Annotated in this window: 16 protein-coding genes; 5 read left to right on the top strand and 11 right to left on the bottom strand. The window is 66.6% G+C overall.

Going from position 1 to position 17,593, the window contains the following annotated elements:
• Positions 1 to 93: 93 nt before the first annotated feature.
• Positions 94 to 837: a lytic transglycosylase domain-containing protein gene (locus D575_RS0108465; RefSeq protein WP_018145485.1), complete on the top strand. Its 744-nt coding sequence runs from the start codon at positions 94 to 96 to the stop codon at positions 835 to 837.
• Between the two features lie 6 nt (positions 838 to 843).
• Here D575_RS0108465 and D575_RS0108460 read toward each other — a convergent pair whose 3' ends face one another.
• Positions 844 to 1,164 carry a DUF2007 domain-containing protein gene (locus D575_RS0108460; RefSeq protein ID WP_077276935.1) on the bottom strand — a complete coding sequence of 107 codons (321 nt, stop codon included), beginning with the start codon at positions 1,162 to 1,164 and terminating at the stop codon, positions 844 to 846.
• 49 nt (positions 1,165 to 1,213) lie between these two features.
• On the bottom strand, positions 1,214 to 1,831 hold the full coding sequence (locus tag D575_RS0108455; RefSeq protein ID WP_018145483.1) for a hypothetical protein: 618 nt from the start codon (positions 1,829 to 1,831) through the stop codon (positions 1,214 to 1,216).
• Positions 1,832 to 2,031: 200 nt separating this feature from the next.
• Here D575_RS0108455 and ppk1 point away from each other — a divergent pair, with 200 nt between their 5' ends.
• Positions 2,032 to 4,116, top strand: coding sequence for a polyphosphate kinase 1 (ppk1, locus tag D575_RS0108450; RefSeq protein ID WP_018145482.1), 2,085 nt, complete (start codon positions 2,032 to 2,034; stop codon positions 4,114 to 4,116).
• A 507-nt stretch (positions 4,117 to 4,623) separates the two neighbouring features.
• Here the strand turns inward: ppk1 and D575_RS0108445 are convergent.
• The 4 genes from D575_RS0108445 to egtD are packed head-to-tail and all read right to left on the bottom strand — an operon-like array spanning position 4,624 to position 8,288.
• Positions 4,624 to 5,211: a hypothetical protein gene (locus D575_RS0108445; protein WP_018145481.1), complete on the bottom strand. Its 588-nt coding sequence runs from the start codon at positions 5,209 to 5,211 to the stop codon at positions 4,624 to 4,626.
• A gap of 34 nt (positions 5,212 to 5,245) precedes the next feature.
• Positions 5,246 to 6,745 (bottom strand): exopolyphosphatase, encoded by a 1,500-nt coding sequence (gene ppx / locus D575_RS0108440; RefSeq protein ID WP_018145480.1) that lies wholly within the window; start codon positions 6,743 to 6,745, stop codon positions 5,246 to 5,248.
• Positions 6,746 to 6,747: 2 nt separating this feature from the next.
• Positions 6,748 to 7,260, bottom strand: a complete 513-nt coding sequence (locus D575_RS0108435) for a histidine phosphatase family protein (protein WP_018145479.1) — start codon at positions 7,258 to 7,260, stop codon at positions 6,748 to 6,750.
• A 5-nt stretch (positions 7,261 to 7,265) separates the two neighbouring features.
• Complete coding sequence (egtD, locus tag D575_RS0108430) at positions 7,266 to 8,288, bottom strand: L-histidine N(alpha)-methyltransferase (RefSeq protein ID WP_018145478.1); 1,023 nt, start codon at positions 8,286 to 8,288, stop codon at positions 7,266 to 7,268.
• Between the two features lie 71 nt (positions 8,289 to 8,359).
• On the opposite strand from egtD, the gene egtC reads away from it, so the two are divergent.
• Genes egtC through D575_RS0108415 form a run of 3 tightly spaced genes read left to right on the top strand, consistent with a single transcriptional unit; the run spans position 8,360 to position 11,109 of the window.
• Positions 8,360 to 9,142 (top strand): ergothioneine biosynthesis protein EgtC, encoded by a 783-nt coding sequence (gene egtC, locus D575_RS0108425; RefSeq protein ID WP_018145477.1) that lies wholly within the window; start codon positions 8,360 to 8,362, stop codon positions 9,140 to 9,142.
• Between the two features lie 15 nt (positions 9,143 to 9,157).
• Positions 9,158 to 10,348, top strand: a complete 1,191-nt coding sequence (locus tag D575_RS0108420; RefSeq protein WP_018145476.1) for an SUMF1/EgtB/PvdO family nonheme iron enzyme — start codon at positions 9,158 to 9,160, stop codon at positions 10,346 to 10,348.
• Between the two features lie 11 nt (positions 10,349 to 10,359).
• Complete coding sequence (locus tag D575_RS0108415) at positions 10,360 to 11,109, top strand: SIMPL domain-containing protein (protein WP_018650020.1); 750 nt, start codon at positions 10,360 to 10,362, stop codon at positions 11,107 to 11,109.
• Positions 11,110 to 11,287: 178 nt separating this feature from the next.
• Here the strand turns inward: D575_RS0108415 and D575_RS0108410 are convergent, their stop codons facing one another.
• From D575_RS0108410 to D575_RS0108390, 5 genes are all read right to left on the bottom strand, one after another.
• Positions 11,288 to 11,977, bottom strand: coding sequence for a hypothetical protein (locus D575_RS0108410; protein ID WP_018145474.1), 690 nt, complete (start codon positions 11,975 to 11,977; stop codon positions 11,288 to 11,290).
• A 75-nt stretch (positions 11,978 to 12,052) separates the two neighbouring features.
• Positions 12,053 to 13,327: a flagellar hook-associated protein FlgL gene (gene flgL, locus D575_RS0108405; RefSeq protein WP_018145473.1), complete on the bottom strand. Its 1,275-nt coding sequence runs from the start codon at positions 13,325 to 13,327 to the stop codon at positions 12,053 to 12,055.
• 21 nt (positions 13,328 to 13,348) lie between these two features.
• Complete coding sequence (gene flgK / locus D575_RS0108400; RefSeq protein ID WP_018145472.1) at positions 13,349 to 15,250, bottom strand: flagellar hook-associated protein FlgK; 1,902 nt, start codon at positions 15,248 to 15,250, stop codon at positions 13,349 to 13,351.
• Positions 15,251 to 15,312: 62 nt separating this feature from the next.
• Entirely contained in the window at positions 15,313 to 16,353 is a 1,041-nt protein-coding gene (flgJ, locus tag D575_RS0108395) for a flagellar assembly peptidoglycan hydrolase FlgJ (RefSeq protein ID WP_018145471.1), read from the bottom strand.
• Complete coding sequence (locus tag D575_RS0108390; RefSeq protein ID WP_018145470.1) at positions 16,353 to 17,570, bottom strand: flagellar basal body P-ring protein FlgI; 1,218 nt, start codon at positions 17,568 to 17,570, stop codon at positions 16,353 to 16,355. The genes flgJ and D575_RS0108390 overlap by 1 nt, the downstream gene beginning before the upstream one ends.
• Positions 17,571 to 17,593: the final 23 nt, after the last annotated feature.

The following is a 17,593-nucleotide window of genomic DNA, read 5'->3' as shown; positions in this document are numbered from 1 at the left end:
TCTCGGTCATCGGGATCAGTACTCGGCTCGCATCCGGGCCAGGGGGAACAGGGCTTGCATACAAGGCACCATGGTAAGCATTCCGGTCGGACGGTGCTGCGCCTGCTGATACTGGTGGCGGGGCTGGCTCTGGCCGGCACCAGCGCGGCCGAGCTCTACTCCTTTCGCGATGCCTCCGGGGCCCGGGTCCTGACCGACGAGCGCCCGCAGGGCGTTCCCTACGAGACCATCCGCTCGCCCGGCGGTGCCGGCACGGTCACCTCGACACCCGGCGGTGGAAACTGGTCACCCAGTCAGATCTTCGTGTTCCAGGGCCCGGGTGGAGAGCGCCTGATCACCAACCAGCGTCAGCAGAATAGCGGCATGGAGCTGATCGCTACCTACGGCCGACCGACCGCCCGCGCACGTTGCGGTGCCCGCGCCCGCAATGCCCTGGCCACCGGCGGTGGCGACTTCGCGGACCTCATCCACAACGCCGCCCACCGCCAGGGCGTGGACCCGGCGCTGGTGCAGTCGGTGATTCACGTGGAGTCCTGCTTCGATCCGCAGGCGGTATCCCGGGTGGGCGCGCACGGCTTGATGCAGCTGATGCCCGCTACCGCCGCCGATCTCGGGGTGACCGACCGCTTTGATCCCGCCCAGAATATCGATGGCGGCACGCGTTACCTGGCCGCCATGCTCGATCGCTTCGAGGGGGATCTGGATCTCGCCCTGGCCGCCTACAATGCCGGCCCCGGCGCGGTGGAACGGCATGGCGGCGTGCCCCCGTTTCGCGAGACACAGAACTACATCCAGCGCATCCGCGCCCAGTATGGCGGCAACGGGCGGCTCGACTGACGACCCTCAGGCCTTGGGCTTGTCCCGGCCGCAGTTCCAGCACTGGGTGAACTGCGGCTCGATCACCTCGCCACAGCGCGGGCACTTCCAGTCGCGGCCGTCGTGTTCGGGCTCGCCCTCCAGATATTCCAGGATGATGGCGCGCGCCTCCTCGGCCTGTTCCTCGTGCACCACCATAATGCGGGCCCAGGTCTCGGTCGGCGGGACTTCCCCGACGGCACCGTAAAGCCCGGCCTGGTTCACGTAGGCCGGGATGCCGGCCTCCTGCAGCAGGGTCTCGATGAACCCGGCCATCACCGGGTCGGCGGCAGAATAGACGGTCCTCATGATCGCGACCGTAGCACGCAGCCCGAACCCGGCGCAGCGGCGGCGGTGCCTACTGCACGGTGCCCTGGTTGGCGGCCTGGAAGTACTCCATCGCCTTCTGGATGGCGAAGAACGGGGCCTCGTCGAGGGCGATCTGCGTATGCGGCAAGTTGATATCCGCGTAGTACTTGCGCATGGCCAGCACGTGGATCGGCAGCTCGCGCGCGAACATCGGGTTTTCGAAGTTGAAGTACTGCCCGAGCCCCAGCACGAGGTCCTGGCGTTCTTCGGCCGTCAGGCTCTCCGGCGACACCACGACATCCGGCAGCTGCCCGGCCTGGCCATCGACCGAGACCACCACCTGGCGATCGCCTTCGGCCGCGGCGGGGATATCGTCCCCAGTCACGAGCTGCAGGTTCTCGGACAGGTCCAGGTAGCCCTTGGACAGGATATGGCCGTGGGGCTGAAACACCTTGCTGGACATGTTCACTGCCCACAGCTCCAGGGTCTCCTTGAGGTCCTGGGCCGCCTGCACCTCGCCCAGGGCGAACAACTGCCGGGCGTAGAGGATGTCCCAGACCCAGACCTGACCGTATTCGGGCAGCTCGCCTTCGGCGACCACCGAGACCTTGTGCAGCTCCGGCTGTGCCTCGTCGCGCGCGTGCAGTGTCAGGGTAAATTCGGCCAACGGACTTCTCCTTACGGCAGCGCGTTTCGCGCTGCATGATCAAGCGTTCAAGTATAGCCACCAGCGCCGAGACAGCGCAGTTCAGGTACGCCGCCCGGGGACTTCCAGGACCGTTCTCGGCCGTCCCAACCGACCCCGGTTCACGGAACTGACATAATGCCGTCATAGACTCTCGGTCCCACTTCTGCCGCGAGTCGTGCATGCCGGATGCCGACGTGACCCAAACCGACCTGTTCCTCAACCGCGAACTGTCCCTGCTGGAATTCAACCGCCGGGTACTCGCCATCGCCCAGGACCCGGCCTTCCCGCTACTGGAACGCCTGCGCTACCTCAGCATCTCCTCCACCAACCTGGACGAATTCTTCGAGGTCCGCGTGGGCTCGCTGCGCCAGCAGGTCGAACTGAACGTGCAGGCCCCGGGCCCGGATGGCCTCTCGGCCGCCGAACAGCTGCGCCAGATCGCGCCGCGCGCCCACGACCTGGTGGAACAGCAGTACAACACGCTGAACGACGAGCTGATCCCGGCGCTCGCAGCGGAGGGGATCCACTTCGTTCGGCGCACCCACTGGGACGCGGCCCAGCGGGACTGGGTGCGGGAGTACTTCCGCGAACAACTCCAGCCGGTCCTCAGCCCGATCGGCCTGGACCCGGCCCATCCGTTCCCGCGCATCCTCAACAAGAGCCTGAACTTCATCGTCACCCTCAAGGGCAAGGATGCCTTCGGGCGTGAATCCGGCCGCGCCGTGGTCCAGGCCCCGCGTTCCCTGCCGCGCCTGGTACGGCTGCCGCGCGAGGTCGCCAGCGGCGACAACGACTTCGTGCTGCTGTCATCCATCCTGCATGCGCACGTGGACGAGCTGTTCCAGGGCATGAAGGTCACCGGCTGCTACCAGTTCCGGCTGACCCGCAACTCGGACCTGTTCGTGCAGGAAGAGGAGATCGACGACCTCCTGAACGCCCTGGAGGGCGAGCTGCCCCAGCGCAACTACGGTGCCGGCGTGCGCCTCGAGGTCGCGGACAACTGCCCGCAGGAGGTCGCGGAGTTCCTGCTGCAGCAATTCCACCTGGAGCCGGACGACCTCTACCAGGTCACCGGACTGGTCAACCTGAACCGCCTGATGGCCGTGCACGAACTGGTGGAGCGGCCGGACCTCAAGTTTCCCCCGCTGGTCCCGGCCCTGCCCCGCAGTGACACGAGCGGCAGCGGCATCTTTGCCTGCATCCGCGACCAGGAGCTGCTGCTGCATCACCCCTACCAGTCGTTCATGCCGGTGGTCGACTTCCTGCGCCAGGCGGCGGCGGATCCGCGGGTGCTGGCCATCAAGCAGACGCTCTACCGCACCGGCACCCGCTCGCCGCTGGTCGAGATCCTGATCGAGGCGGCGCAGGCCGGCAAGGAGGTCACCGTCGTGATCGAGCTGCGGGCGCGCTTCGACGAGGCCGACAACATCGAGCTGGCCAACCGCATGCAGGACGCGGGGGTCCATGTGACCTACGGCGTGGTCGGCTACAAGACCCACGCCAAGCTGGCGCTGGTCGTGCGCCGCGATGGCGACCGCATCACCCGCTACGCCCACCTGGGCACCGGGAACTATCACTCCGGCACCGCCAAGGCCTATACCGACTTCGGCCTGCTGACGGCCGACCCCGTGCTTACCGAGGACGTCCACCGCGTGTTCCTCCAGCTCACCGGCCTGGGCAAGGTGACCCGGCTGCGCCAGCTGCTCCAGGCGCCATTCCGCCTGCACGCCGCGATGCTCGAGAAGATCCAGCGCGAGATCGACAACCACCAGGCCGGGAAGCCCGCCCGCATCATCGCGCGCATGAACTCGCTCAACGAGGCGAAGATCATCCAGGCCCTCTACAAGGCTTCGCAGGCGGGCGTCCCCATCCAGCTGGTCGTGCGCGGCATCTGCAGCCTGCGCCCCGGGGTGCCCGGCATCTCGGAAACCATCGAGGTGCGCTCGGTCCTGGGCCGGTTCCTGGAACACTCCCGCGTGTTCTATTTCGAGAACGGCGGCGACCCCGAGGTGTTCCTGTCCAGCGCCGACTGGATGCCGCGCAACTTCTTCCGCCGCGTCGAGGTAGCCTTCCCCGTACGCGACCCGGAACTGCGCGACCGCGTCGCCGAGGAATCCCTGTTCAACTATCTGCAGGACAGCTCCACCGCCTGGGCACTGCAGCCCGACGGCAGCTACCAACGCATCCGGCCAACCGCGGGCGAGATCCCCTATTCCGCTCAGGAATCCCTGACCGCCCAACTGTCGGGTGCCACCACGGGCTGAGCGACCCTCTGTCTCGCCGACTTCAGAATCCCTCATTGGCAACGAGCTTCAGCCAATTGCAGGGAACGTTCTCCTAGGGAGACGCTGATTTAATCGCGCGTTCGCGCTCGAGTCGCTTTTGCGTGCGAACAAGGCGTGGTGACTGCCGTGCAGTCACTCTGCACAAGGGAACCGCAACGCTGTTCGCGCGCAAAAGCGGCCGAGCCCGCTCTTTCAATCACTTGTCGGGTTGGTGCCCCCTGTTCCCCGATCCTGCGTTGCGCCACTTGCGGGTAGAACCACTACCCGCTGCGCGACGCGCCTTGGCTCGGGAAACAGGGGGCACCAACGCGAACGCGCGATTAAATCAGCGTCTCCCTAGGCGTTGGCTCCCTTCCGCCGCGGTAGGGTGCCGTTGAGCGCAGCGAAACGCACCATTTCCCGCGTCGTGCCAATCCCTTGATGGGATTCGCTACGCTCATCCCATCCTGCGACCCGGCGGCTGGCTGAACGTCATGGCTAGTCAGGTCAGGATTTGTCGTGGTGCCGGTCCGCTGAAGCGTTGCCGGAACGCGGGACATCGTGCATCCCGCCCAGCAAGCTGACTTCGGCGTCGCCGTGCCGCAGCAGGTCCTGCAGCAGGACCACGATCCCGGCCACGCAGAGGAACAGCCCGAAATTCAGGCCGATCGACTGCACATGGCGGAGCACAAAGAAGAATTCCGCCTCCTGCGCCGGAATCCACAGGATCGGCGCCATCACCCCCAGCAGCGCCACGAATGCGTACACCATGAAGCGAATGAAATGCACCGGGACCCTGCGGATGCTCAAGCCGTAGACGATGGTCGCCACGATCAGCACACTCGCCGTCGCCTGAACCGCAATCATGGCCCGGTCGGTGATGAACACGTACCGACCCTCCTCGTAGGTGGCTTCGCTGAGCCCGCCGAACACCGCCACCAGCAGCGCATTCCCGATCACATACACCAGGCTGAGCAGGAAGGGCAGTGCCAGCAACCGGTTGTGTCGCATCAACCGAAACCCGGTCGCCGACCACCAGATGCCGATCCACAGTGGCACCGCGAGTACGTAGATCCAGACCACCACGTTCAGCATCCTGCGTTCCTTGTGTCAGGTTCGGAATAGGGGCTCACTCGAACTCCAGTTCCAGCTTGTGGCGGGCCCAGTCCTCGCGTTCTGCATCCAGATCGGCGCGCGTTAACGGGTGGGTATCCAGCCAGTCGGGCGCGAAGGTCAGCGTCAGACCCTCCTGCGTCGCCTCGATGCGCTCCAGCGGCACCGGATCCGGCGCGCGCGAACGATGCAGCAACACGGCCAGACGCAGCAGGGCCGCCATGAACAGCAGCGGCCGCGCGCGATCCTCTCGCACCCCGGACAACAACTTGGGCTTCAGCCCGCCCCGGTGCAGGCGCACCAGCCACGCCAGCTCGGCCTGTTCGGGCTGCGAGAAACCCGGCAGGTCGGCCCAGGTGAGGATGTACTCCCCATGTTTGTGGTATTTGCTGTGGGCCAGTGCCAGGCCGATCTCGTGCAGTTCGGCCGCCCAGTCCAGGCGTTCCGCGTCGTCCTCGCCGAGCTCCCAGGCGGCGCGAACGGCGGTCACCAGACGCGCCACCGTCGCCTGCACCCGCTCCGCCTGGGACGCATCGACTGCGAACCGCCGGCGCAGATGGTGAATGGTGCTGCCACGCACGTCCTCGTGCCGAAAACGTCCCAGAAGGTCGTGAATCACGCCCTCGCGCAGAGCCCCGTCCGAGGGGTGCAGCCGCTCGATCCCCAACGCCTCGAAGGCACCCAGAATCACCGCAAGGCCACCGGCAATCACGGGCGCCCGGTCCTCGGCCAGACCGGGCCATTTCAGCCGCTTGATGGCCCCCTGCTCGATCAGGGCATCGCGCAGCCGCTCCAGGTTCTCGCGGCTTACACCCGGCGCCTCGTCCAATTCCCCCTCATGCACCATGCGGTCCAGGGCCAGGATCGTACCCGACGCCCCCAGCGCCTGCTCCCAGCCGGCCGCGCGGTAGGCACTCGCGATGGGTTGCAGCTCCCGCTGCGCCTGCAGTTGCGCGGCCGCGAAGGCCTTGCGCGTCAGTTTGCCATCGGCGAAGAAGCTGCGGGTGAACGTCACGCAGCCCATCTCCAGGCTCTCGGCCAGGGCCGGCTCGAAGCGCTCTCCAATAATGAATTCGGTACTGCCGCCACCGATATCCATCACCAGCCGGCGGCCGCTATCGTCCGCCAGCGCATGCGCCACGCCCAGGTAGATCAGCCGCGCTTCCTCGCGCCCGGCAATGATCTCCACCGGATGCCCCAGGGCCTCTTCCGCCGCGCGCAGGAAGGCGCGGCTGTCGTGCATCTGGCGCAAGGTGTTGGTCCCGACCACGCGCACGCAGCCGCGCGGCAGCTGGCGCAGTCGCTGGCCGAAGCGATCCAGACAAGCCAGGGCACGCTGCCCCACCTCCGGATCCAGCTGTCCATCGGGATCCAGACCGCTGGCAAGACGCACCGTCTCCTTGATGCGGTCGACCTTCAGGACCTCGCCGTCCTGGCGCCGTGCGACGATCATGTGAAAGCTGTTGGAACCCAGATCAACGGCCGCAACCGTCTCGGCATCGTTCTCCGTGTGCATGTTCAATCCGCCTCACCGCCGGCCAGCCGTTCGAGGATACGTCGAGGCAGGTGCCAGGCGAGCTGCATGGGGCCCGGCAGCGCGCCCGTCAATCCGCAGGCATCGCCCTTGCCCATATGAACCAGACTCCGCCCGCCCGTCGTGCCCAGCAGACAGCTTACGAGCAGCGACAGGTCCGGCTCGTGTCCCACGATCACCAGTCCACCATCCGCCGGGAGATTGCGGGCCAGGGCCTCGACCTCCAGCCCCGTGGGTTGCCCGGGCGCCAGCCATTTCTTCTGCCGCACCGGGACATCCAGCGCCTGGGACAGGGGGATCGCCGTCTGGCGGGCCCGCAGATAGGGGCTGCAAAGGAGCTCGACCGATCCCGGCAGCAGATCCCCGAGCGCCTGCGCCATGCGTACCGCACTCACCTGGCCCTTGTCGGTCAGCGGCCGGTCACGATCCGCCCCGTCCCAGTCGCCGGGGTTTCCGGCCTGGGCGTGCCGCACCAGCACCAGCCGCGGTGCGCGCATCCCGCTCAGTCCGCCCCCGGCCGCAGCAGAAACAGGGAGTACCACTCCTCGGGCGCGGACCACTGTGCCGCATGTTCGAGCCCGGCCGCCGTCAGCAGACGGTCGATGGCCTCGCGGCTGAACTTGCGCGAGATCTCGGTCCGGATCACCTCGCCTTCGGCGATCTCCAGAACCGCCTCCGGCTCCGACACGCGCACCGTCTGCTGCCGCCGCGACACCAGGTGCATCTCGATCCGCGAGAGGTCTTCGACGAACGGAGCGCGATGCTCGAAACCCTCCGGATCGAAGTCCGCCCCCAACTCGGTATTCAACACCGACAGCAGGTTCAGGTTGAATGCCGCGGTTACCCCCGCCGCATCGTTGTAGGCCGCCTCCAGGACCGGGCGCGGCTTGACCCGGTCCAGCCCCAGCAGCAGCCGGTCTTCGGGGTTCATGGTGTCGCGGATTCGTCGCAGCAATGCAGCCGCCTCGGCGTCCTCGAAATTCCCCAGACTGCTGCCGAGAAAGGCAAACAGACGCGGACCGTCGGCTTGCGCACCGGAAACATCGGCCAGATGGGTCAGCGCCGCCGCATAGTCCCCGCACAGGCTGTCCACCCGCATCTGATCGAAGCGCTGCAGGAGTCGCGCGCCGGCCTCGTCGAGGATCTCGCCACAGACATCGTTCGCGACGTAATGGGGCGCGGAGACGCGGGCTTCCAGCGCCGCCAGCAGGTACTCGGTCTTGCGCGACGTCCCGCTGCCGAGTTCAAACAGCGTGCGCGCCCCGGACGCCTCCAGGATCGCTTCGGCATGCCGCTCCAGCAGGTCGGCCTCCAGGCGCGTGGGGTAATACTCCGGGGTATCGCAGATCGCATCGAAGAGCTGCGATCCGCGCGCATCGTAGAAATACTTCGGCGGCAGGGACCGGGGCGGCTCGAGCATCCCCGCGCGGAAATCGGCCAGCAAGTCGGCGTGGGCGTCGCGTTCCTCCACCACCTGGCGGCTGTAACGAGGGGAAATAGAGACAGCACTGGGTTCGGCGGACATCCGGGCTTCCGTATCGGGGTGGTTTGCGGCACGCTAGCACGAAACCCCGGACGCCCCAACTGACCCTAGCCATGTGCCGACACCTCGCCTATCTGGGTCCTCCGATCACGCTGCGCAGCCTGATCCTGGATCCGCCACACAACCTGATCGAGCAAGCCATGGCCCCGCAGGAGCTGGTGTATGCCCGCGTCAACGCCGACGGCTTCGGCTTCGGGTGGTTTGGCGAGGGGGGCGTTGCGCGCCACTACCGGCGCGCCGATCCGCTCTGGCAGGATCCCAACCTGGTGGATCTGGCCAGCGACATGACCCAGCCCCTGTGGGTTGCCGCCATCCGCAGTGCAACCCCCGGCTTCGGCGGCGACACCGTCAACGCCCAGCCATTCGCCCGCGATGGCCTGCTGTACAGCCACAACGGCCTGATCAGCCGCTTCCGTCCCGACATCCGGCGCCAGATCCAGAACATCCTCAGCCAGGAGGTCGAATCGAGCATCGAGGGAACCACCGATTCCGAATACCTCTTCGCCCTGGTCCGGCAATACCTGGCCGATGACGACAACGCGACGCTGGAGGGCGCCCTCGGCGAGGCGTTCTCCACCGTGGAGACCTGGCTGGGTGCCGACACCGCCCTGCTGAACGTGATCCTGTCCGACGGCCGCCGCATCATCGCCAGCCGCCATGCGGTCAATGCGCCCTGTCCCAGCCTCTACTACACCACCGATGACGAGACGTTCCCCGACGACAGCGTGGTCGTGGCCTCCGAGCCCCTCACCGACCGCGAACGCTGGCGCCCGGTCCCGCCCGGCCATCTTTTGATCCTCGATCCCGACGAACCGCCGGAACTCCTGGCGCTGTAACACGCTCCACCGGATATGAATGCCGCCCATCCGCAGCCAAGTGCAAACCCGCACCCATCCGACCTCCTGGACTGCCTGGCGACCCAGCACGACCGCCTGAACACGGCACTGGAGTCGACACCGGGGAACGAATGGCGCAATCAGTATCACCCGGACCTGAGTCCCATCGGGTGGCACTACGCCCATTGCCATTTCATCGAGGCGGTATGGCTACACGAACGCATCCTGGGTGAACCTCCGCCCGACCGGCGCGACTGGCACGATCTCTACTTCCCGGAACAGAGCCCGAAGTGGCGCCGCGGCGGAAGACTCCCGACGCGCCAATCCCTGCTGGAATGGGGCCAGGCCAGCCAGCAACATCACCTGGACTTGTTGCACAACCATCCGGCGGTGCGGCGCCATCCCCTGCTCGAGCGGGACTACCTGACCGGTTTTCTCGCGCAGCACCACGCCATGCACCTGGAAAGCCTGGAGCAGGTGCGCTGGTTCGCCCGCCTGCATCGCCCCGCCCCACCCCGAACGCAGGAGCCAAAACCCGCACTGGCGGCCGGCGGCGACTGGATCGAGTGCCCGGGCGGCGAACATGTCAGCGGCAGCGACGCGGCGACCGCCTTCGACAACGAGCGTGGCCTCCACCCGGTCCGGCTCGCGCCCCACACGATCCGCTCGCATCCGGTCTCCAATGCCGAGATCGCCGCGTTTATCGAGGCCGGAGGCTACCGCCCGGGCCCCCACTGGGACCCGCCGGGTCGAACCTGGCTGGAACAAACGGGCATCGAGGCACCTCTCGGATGGTGGAACTTACCCGACGGCACCCGGGTACAAACCCTCCCCCACGGCACCCAGACACTCGATCCGCATGCACCCGCCGTGGGACTCTCCTGGTTCGAGGCCTCGGCCTACGCCCGCTGGGTGGGTGCCCGCCTCCCCCACGAACACGAATGGGAACACGCCGCGCAGGCCGGACGGTTGCGCGCCACGGGCCAGGTATGGGAATGGTGCGGCAACCCCTTTCAGCCCTACCCGGGCTTCCAGCCCTTTCCGTACAAGGAATACTCCCTACCCTGGTTCGACGGCGAACACTACGTTCTGCGCGGCGGAAGCGCCTGGAGCGATCCACTGCTCACCCGCTCTACAATGCGCAACTTCTTCACCCCCGAAAAACGCCACGTGTTCGCCGGCCTCCGGCTTGCGCGCAATCTGTAGAGGTTATGAACATGCGACCGAAGAACACTCCCCTCGCGTCCCGCCCGTCCTGGCTCGTCGCCGGGCTCGCCGCCCTGGTCCTGGCGTTTCCGGCTACGGCCATCGCAAGCGACGGCGGAACCACACTGGCCCTGACCGGCAAGGCCGAGCGCCAGGTCGCCAACGACCACATGACCGTGCTGATGACGACCGAGGCCCGCGCCCCGGAGGCCGCCACGGCCGCTGCCACCGTCAACCGCAACATGCAGGCCGCACTGGAACGCGCCGGCGAACAGGATGGGATTGACGCCCGCACCATCGGCTATTCCACCCGCGCCATTCACGACTCCGACGACCGCAGCCGCATCAATGCCTGGCTGGTCCAGCAGAACCTGGAACTGACCGGAGCCGATTTCGATCGGTTGACCGAACTGGTCGGCGCGCTCCAGCAGCGGGACCTCAACGTCAGCCAGATCCGATTCTCCCTCAGCCCCGAGGCACGCCAGGAACATCGCGAGGCGATGATCGAAGAGGCCATGGAAGACCTGAAGGAACAAGCGCGCGTCATCGCCCGCTCGCTGGGGGCCACGCACCTGCGCACGCTGGAAGTGGAACTGCCGGACGACCACTACGATCGGCCACAGCCCATGATGGCCATGCGCGCCATGGACGAGTCAGCCAGCCAGCCGTCGCTGGAGGCCGGGCATTCCACCCTGACCCTCAGCGTACGTGGACGCCTGCAGGCCCTGGGCGCCGAGACCCTGCGCGTCACCCCGCGTTAGCGCGCAAGTCCATCCCGTAGGGTGCCGTGAGGCGCTAGCCGAACCGCACCGATCCATGCGGGCCCCGACCCCCGGGTACCCCCGACCTCGATCGGTGCAATTCGCTGCGCTCATTGGCACCCTACGTCGTTCATGATCAGGGATAGCCCCTGGATATCAGAGTTCGCGAGAACGCCCCTCAGCGGGCGAGTTCCAGCACCAGTTCGCCGTCGCGGACCTCGATGGACTCGATGCCCGCGCGCAGTTGCTGGAAGGGCTCCAGCGCCAGCAGGTCTTCGTCCTTCAGCCCGCCCAGCCAGGCATCCGGCAGCGGGATTCCGGCGACGCTGACACCGACCAGGCGCGCATGCACCCGCCCATCCTCGGTCTCGAAGCGGACACCCGAGCGGACATTCAGGACACGGCCCCCAAGGAGTGGGATATCGGCCGGAACATCAATACGCACCCGAGTGCTGACCTGCCCCGGCGTCAGACGCATGGCCACGCGTCCGGCCAAGTCCGGGTCCTGGGCGATCAGGGCATTCAGTTCGCGCTCGCTGAAGCGCACGCTGCGCGCCTCGGCGCGTTCCTCGTAGAGTTCCGGGACCAGCGGCTCGGCCTCGGCGTCGAGATCGATGATCGGTTCTCCGGGCGCCTGATCCGGGCGGGGCTCGGCATCGCGCGGCCCCAGCGCCTGCAACTTGGCCTCCAGCTCGGCCTGCTCCTCGACGTCCAGCGTCACCGCCTCGGGCTCGCCCGACTGCAGGTGGATCACACCCCAGAAGCCGGCCCACAACGCAGCCAGGATCAGCAGGACAATCAGGTAGCGCGGGGGACGCCCGGTGGAACGGTACTGGATGGGCGCAGAGGGTTCGTTGTTCTTCGCCATGCCGGACTCTCGCAGGTCACAATGGCGTCATGGTCGCACAAAGGCACGACCCTCATCCGCCCGACCGGGGATTGATCAGAGGAAGTCGAACAGCGACAGGCGGTTCACCTGGGTATAAGTCTGCTGCGCGGCCTGCAGGGCCACCTGCTGCTGGTTGAAGCGGCTGATCGCCTCGGCGTAGTCCAGGTCGCGAATCTCGGACACCGCACTGTTCAGGTCCACCAGCCGGTCCTCGTTCAGATCCTTTTGCTGGTCAAAGGTCTTCAGGCGCGATCCCACCTCGGCGCGGATGTCGCTGAAATTCCCCAGCACAGCATCCAGATCGCCAAGTGCGGTATTGCTGGCCGTCGCCAGATTCGCCCGACTGGGGCCATCGGCTCCGCCCTGTTCCAGGGCAGCAATGATGGCATCCAGGGTATCGAAGACACTCTTGTTCTCCGCCGGCCTGGACAGGACCATGTCCTCGTCATCAGGCGTGCCACTCACTGTGACGGAACGCCCTGCAAACTCAATCGCGGCGCCCGGCACGTAATCGCCTGTCACTGCTCCACCGTTAACTTCGAGCGGCTCTGGATTACCATCTTCATCCTCCACCAGCTCGCCATCCTCGTCCGCCTGGTACACGTGATAGCTAAAGCCACCCTCAGGACCTTCCTTAAACTGAATCAGAAAATTGTCATCGGTGTTCAGGGCGGCCTGGTCACTTACCCCAGTCTGCTCCACAACCAGCCGACCGGTGTTTTCGGGATGCGCGGCGGCCCCAACCCGTCCGTCGTTCTCGGGGATGGCCATGAACACTCGTTCGCCGGTGTCACCCACCGCAACCTTCCGGTTCGGGGAGATTGCGACCTCGCGAACGCTGCCCGTTCCCTTGGCCCCATCGTAGATGACTTCCCCGTCGCCATTCTGGCGGAAGGGCTGATCCAGGGACTTCGTGCCGGCGAAGAGATATTCGCCGTTCGGGTCCTTTGTGTTCGCGATATCGAACATCCCTTCGCGCAGCTGGCGCAGCTCGCCGGCGAGATAGCTACGGGTCTCGTTGGTCTGGCTGTCGTTGTTGCCGGCCACCACCAGTTCGCGCGCGCGCTGCAGCAGGTCGGTCCCGCTTTGCAGGGCCGATTCCTCCTGTTGCAGGCGCGGCTGGGTGTTGTCGATGTTGCGCTGGTATTGCTTGGTGGCCTGGATGATGCGCTCGAACTGATTGACCTGGGTCGCACCGCTCGGGTCATCGGACGGCGACAAGATGCGCTCGCCTCGCCCCATCTGCAGCGAGGTCCGGTTGAGCTCCGTCTGGCCGCGCTGGATCTGGTCGATCCCGGTCTGGAAGATCTGGGTGGTGGAAATGCGCATGTTCGGGTCTCCCAGTGGGCGCTAGCGGCGAACTGCGCCGAGCAATGTATCGAACAGCGAATTGCTGACCGAGATGACCTGGGCCGCCGCCTGATAGGCCTGCTGATAGCGGATCAGGTCCGCCGCCTCTTCGTCCAGATTGACCCCGGACACCGCCTCGCGCTGGGCACGCGCCTGCTCCAGTTGCGCATCGGCGGATTCCTGCGCGACCTGCGCCTGGCGGGTGCGCGTGCCGACGTTGGCCAGCAGGCTGTTGTAGCCATCCCCGAATGTGCGATCGCCACCCACCAGGCGTTCGTCCGACAGGTCATTCATCGCCAGCATGTTGCGGCTGTCACCCGGATAGCCCTCGTTGCTGCTGACCCCGAACGTGTCTCCGTCCGCCGGCGTGCCACGGATCTCCATCTCCCAGCCGTTGAACGAGATCGTGGTCACCCCATTGTCATCGAGGTCAAACGCTTGGTCATCGATCACGAACGCGCCCTGTTCATCGGAACCGCCATCGGCAACAAAGGAAACCACATCGGGCTCGTCAGCGGACAGATCTCCTAAGTTGATGTCGGAGGCATCGGCTCGGACAGAGGCGATCGTGGCACCCCCTTTGTTGTCCTCGCCGAGGTCAGCACGCACGGCGGCAGCAGCTGCAATCCCGGCGGGATCGGTCATGTCGACGGACAAATCCCTCGCCCCATTACGCGTGGGTTGAATGAGCCACTCGTCCCCATCCTCCACACCGCCGATCGCATTGGTATTTACGCTGATCCCGTCCAATTCGAGCACACCGTTTTCGGGCGTTACAGAGGTGCCATCAGACAACCGAGTCAACTCGTATTCGCCCCCGACATTACGCAGACGGTAGTCGGACGTTGTCATGGCGCGGACATCCGTGATCTCCACTTCCGGGACACCACCGGACTCATTTCCCGGGAACCCACGCACGGTCGGCTCACTGATCCCGAAGATATTCGCACCCAGATTGCCCTCCAGGTCCAGCCCGAGGTTGTTCTGCTGGTTGAATTCCTCACCGATACTGATCGCGAGGCGGCCCAGGGTGTTCTGCGCCTCGTCGATGATCCCGCCGCGCGTCTCCAGCAGCGCGCCCAGCTCGCCGCCCTGGATGAAGCGGGAGATGTTGACCGGATCGCCGCTGGTGGCCAGTCCGATGTCCGGCGAACGCGGGTCCCCGGTCAGCGACTCGGCGACCAGTTCGCGGTTGTTACCGCCCAGCACCAGCGCCTGGCCGTTGCCGACGAACACATTGACCGCGCCGTCGTCCTGCTCGGTGATGCGGACGTTCACCTTCTCCGCCAGCTGGTTCAGCACGCGGTCGCGCTGGTCCAGCAGATCGTTCGGGGTGCCTTGGGTGGACTTGGACACGATCTCGCGGTTGAGCCCGGCGACCGCCTCGGTCAGCGAGTTGATCTCGTCGACGTTGGTGCGGATCTGGCCGTTGATGATGTCGCGCTGCTCCTCGATGCGCCGGTCGATCGAGGCGAATCGCTCGGCCAGAGACTCCGCTTCGGTCAGGAAGACCGTGCGCGCGGCGCTGGAGGTGGGGTCGTTGGCCAGATCCTGGCCGGCGTCGAAGAAGTCCTGCAGCACCGGCGTCAGCCCGGAACTGGAGCTGCCCAGCAGGTCGTCGATGCGCCCGGCCAGCGACGCCTTCAGCTCGGCGTTCGACTGATCGGAGATCGAGTTGCGCAGCTGGGTATTCACAAAATCGTCGGAGATACGGCGGATCGTGTCCACCTGCACGCCCTGACCCTGGAAGCTGCCGCCCAGGAACTGCGGCGTCAGGTTGGACAGCTCGGTGCGCTGGCGGCTGTAGCCTTCGGTCGCCGAGTTCGCGATGTTGTTGCTGGTGGTGCCGATCGCGCGCTGGAACGCCAGCAGCGCGGAGGTGCCGATGCCGGACGCGCTCATGCCCGTGCCTCCCGCGACAACGCCTGTTTAATCATCGGACTGGGCCATTTCTGCTTCATGCTCTACCCCTTGGTACGGGTAACGGCCGCATCGGCCGCGACTTGAGTCGATCCGTTGTCACGATGCGCGGCCATCTGGTCGCGCACCCGCAGGACCTTGTCCGCGTAAGCCGGGTCGGTGGCATAGCCGGCATCCTGCAGCTCGCGGATGTACTGCGCGTCATCGCCGGCCTGCAGGGCCCGGTGGTAACGCGGGTTGTTACGAATAAAATCGACGTAATCGGAGAACGACTCGGACGGATCGGCATAGGCCCGGAAGCGTGCCTGTTCGCGCTGGGCGACGCCCTCGCGGAACTCCAGCGTGCCCACGGAGACGCGATCGCCATCCCAGCGGCTGTCGGCCTTGATCCCGAACAGGTTGAAACTCGGCTGGCCGTCGGCCCGCGACGGCACGTGCTGCCCCCAGCCGGTCTCCAGCGCGCTCTGCGCCAGCAGGATGCCGGGCTCGACGCCCAGCTCCGCCGCGGCATCCCGCGCCAGGGGTTCCAGGGTCTGCACAAAGTCCGCGGCGTCCCGCGGCGGCCAGGCGATGGGGGCCGGTTGCGGCGCCGCCTTGCGAGCCGCCTCCGGCGACACAGCTTCCGGGCGTTGCGGGCCCACCGGGCGCAACTCGAATTCCGCCTCGCCCTGTAACGCCCGCAGGGTATCCAGCTCCGACCGTCGACGCGGCATTTCCAGGGCCGCCTGGCGATCCGGGTCATTCAGTGTCTCGGGATCGACAGGCTGCTGGGCGGAGAGCTGGCGCATCAGGGCATCACGCAGGCCGATGCCGTCGCCCTGGCTCATGGCCTTGGCGAACTCCTGATCCTGCATCTCCAGGTACATCTCGCTCTGGTCGTTGTCGAACAGGCCGTCGCCCAGAGAGGCCTCGCGCATCTGCTTGAGCATCTGGCCGATCAGCATGGCCTCGAACTCGCGGGCCACGGCCTCCAGACCCTTCTGATCGCCCGAACGCGCGCCCCGGGCCAGGTCCTGCAGACCACTGGGGTCCGAGGCCATGGCCGCGCGGGCCTGCATCTGGGTATCGACACCCGAACCAATCATCAGATCACCACCAGCTCCGCGCGCAGGGCACCGGCCTCGCGCAGGGCCTCCAGGATCGCGACCAGATCGCCCGGGGCCGCGCCCACGTTGTTCACCGCGCGGACAATCTCGTCCAGCGAGGTGCCCGGGTCGAACAGGAACATGGTGTTGTCGCCCTCCTCGATCGCGATGTCGGTATCCGGCTGGATGGCGGTCTCGCCCTCGCCGAAGGGCGCGGGCTGGACGACCTGAGGGGCCTCGCTGATGGTCACGGTCAGGCTGCCGTGGGAGACGGCGGCCGGGGTCACCTGCACACTGGAGCCGATCACCACGGTCCCGGTACGCGAGTTGACGATCACCCGCGCCGGCGGCGCACCGCGTTCGATCGGCAGGTTCTCCAGCTCGGCCACGAAGCCGACCCGGTGATCCGGGTTCGCCGGCGCCCGCACCCGCACGGACGAGCCGTCCAGGGCATGGGCCACGCCATGGCCGAAGGTATCGTTCACCGTCTGCACCAGGCGGTTGGCGGTGGTGAAATCCGGCCGATTGAGGTTCAGGGTGACGTGATCGCCCTGGGCAAACGCCGTCGGGACCTCGCGCTCCACGGTTGCGCCGTTGGGGATACGGCCGACGCTGGGCACGTTCACGGTGATGCGCGAGCCATCGGTGCCTTCCGCGCCAAAACCGCCCACGATCAGATTGCCCTGGGCGATGCTGTAGGTCTGGCCATCCGCCCCCTTCAGCGGTGTCATCAGCAGCGTGCCGCCGCGCAGGCTGGTCGCGTTGCCCATGGACGACACGGTGATATCGATCCGCTGACCCGCCTTGGCGAACGGTGGCAGTTCAGCCGTGACCATCACCGCGGCCACGTTGCGCAGCTGCGGGTTGCCAGCATCCGGCGTCAGCCCCAGCTGGCCCAGCATGTTGTTCAGGCTCTGCACGGTGAACGGGGTCTGGGTGGTCTGGTCCCCCGTACCATCGAGGCCGACCACCAGGCCATAACCGATCAGCTGGTTATCCCGCACGCCGGAGACGCTGGCCACATCCTTGACCCGCTCCATGTAGCTGCGCTCCTGCATGGCCACCTGCTGCTGCATCGCGGTCTGCGCCGAGACCGCGGCACTCCCCAGCCCGGCCACCAGCAGCGCCGCCAGGAGCAGTAGCCCCAGCCGGCGCCAGTCGCCGAACGGCGCAGCCGGTAAGCCTGAGGCGCGTTGTGTCGTGCGTGTGGAATTCATGTCGTACCTCGCCACGGTCATGC

Source organism: Thioalkalivibrio sp. AKL6, from assembly GCF_000376905.1.
Lineage (GTDB): Bacteria > Pseudomonadota > Gammaproteobacteria > Ectothiorhodospirales > Ectothiorhodospiraceae > Thioalkalivibrio > Thioalkalivibrio versutus.
Note: the sequence above shows the minus strand (reverse complement) of the source record. Positions and strands in the feature narration are given on the sequence as shown.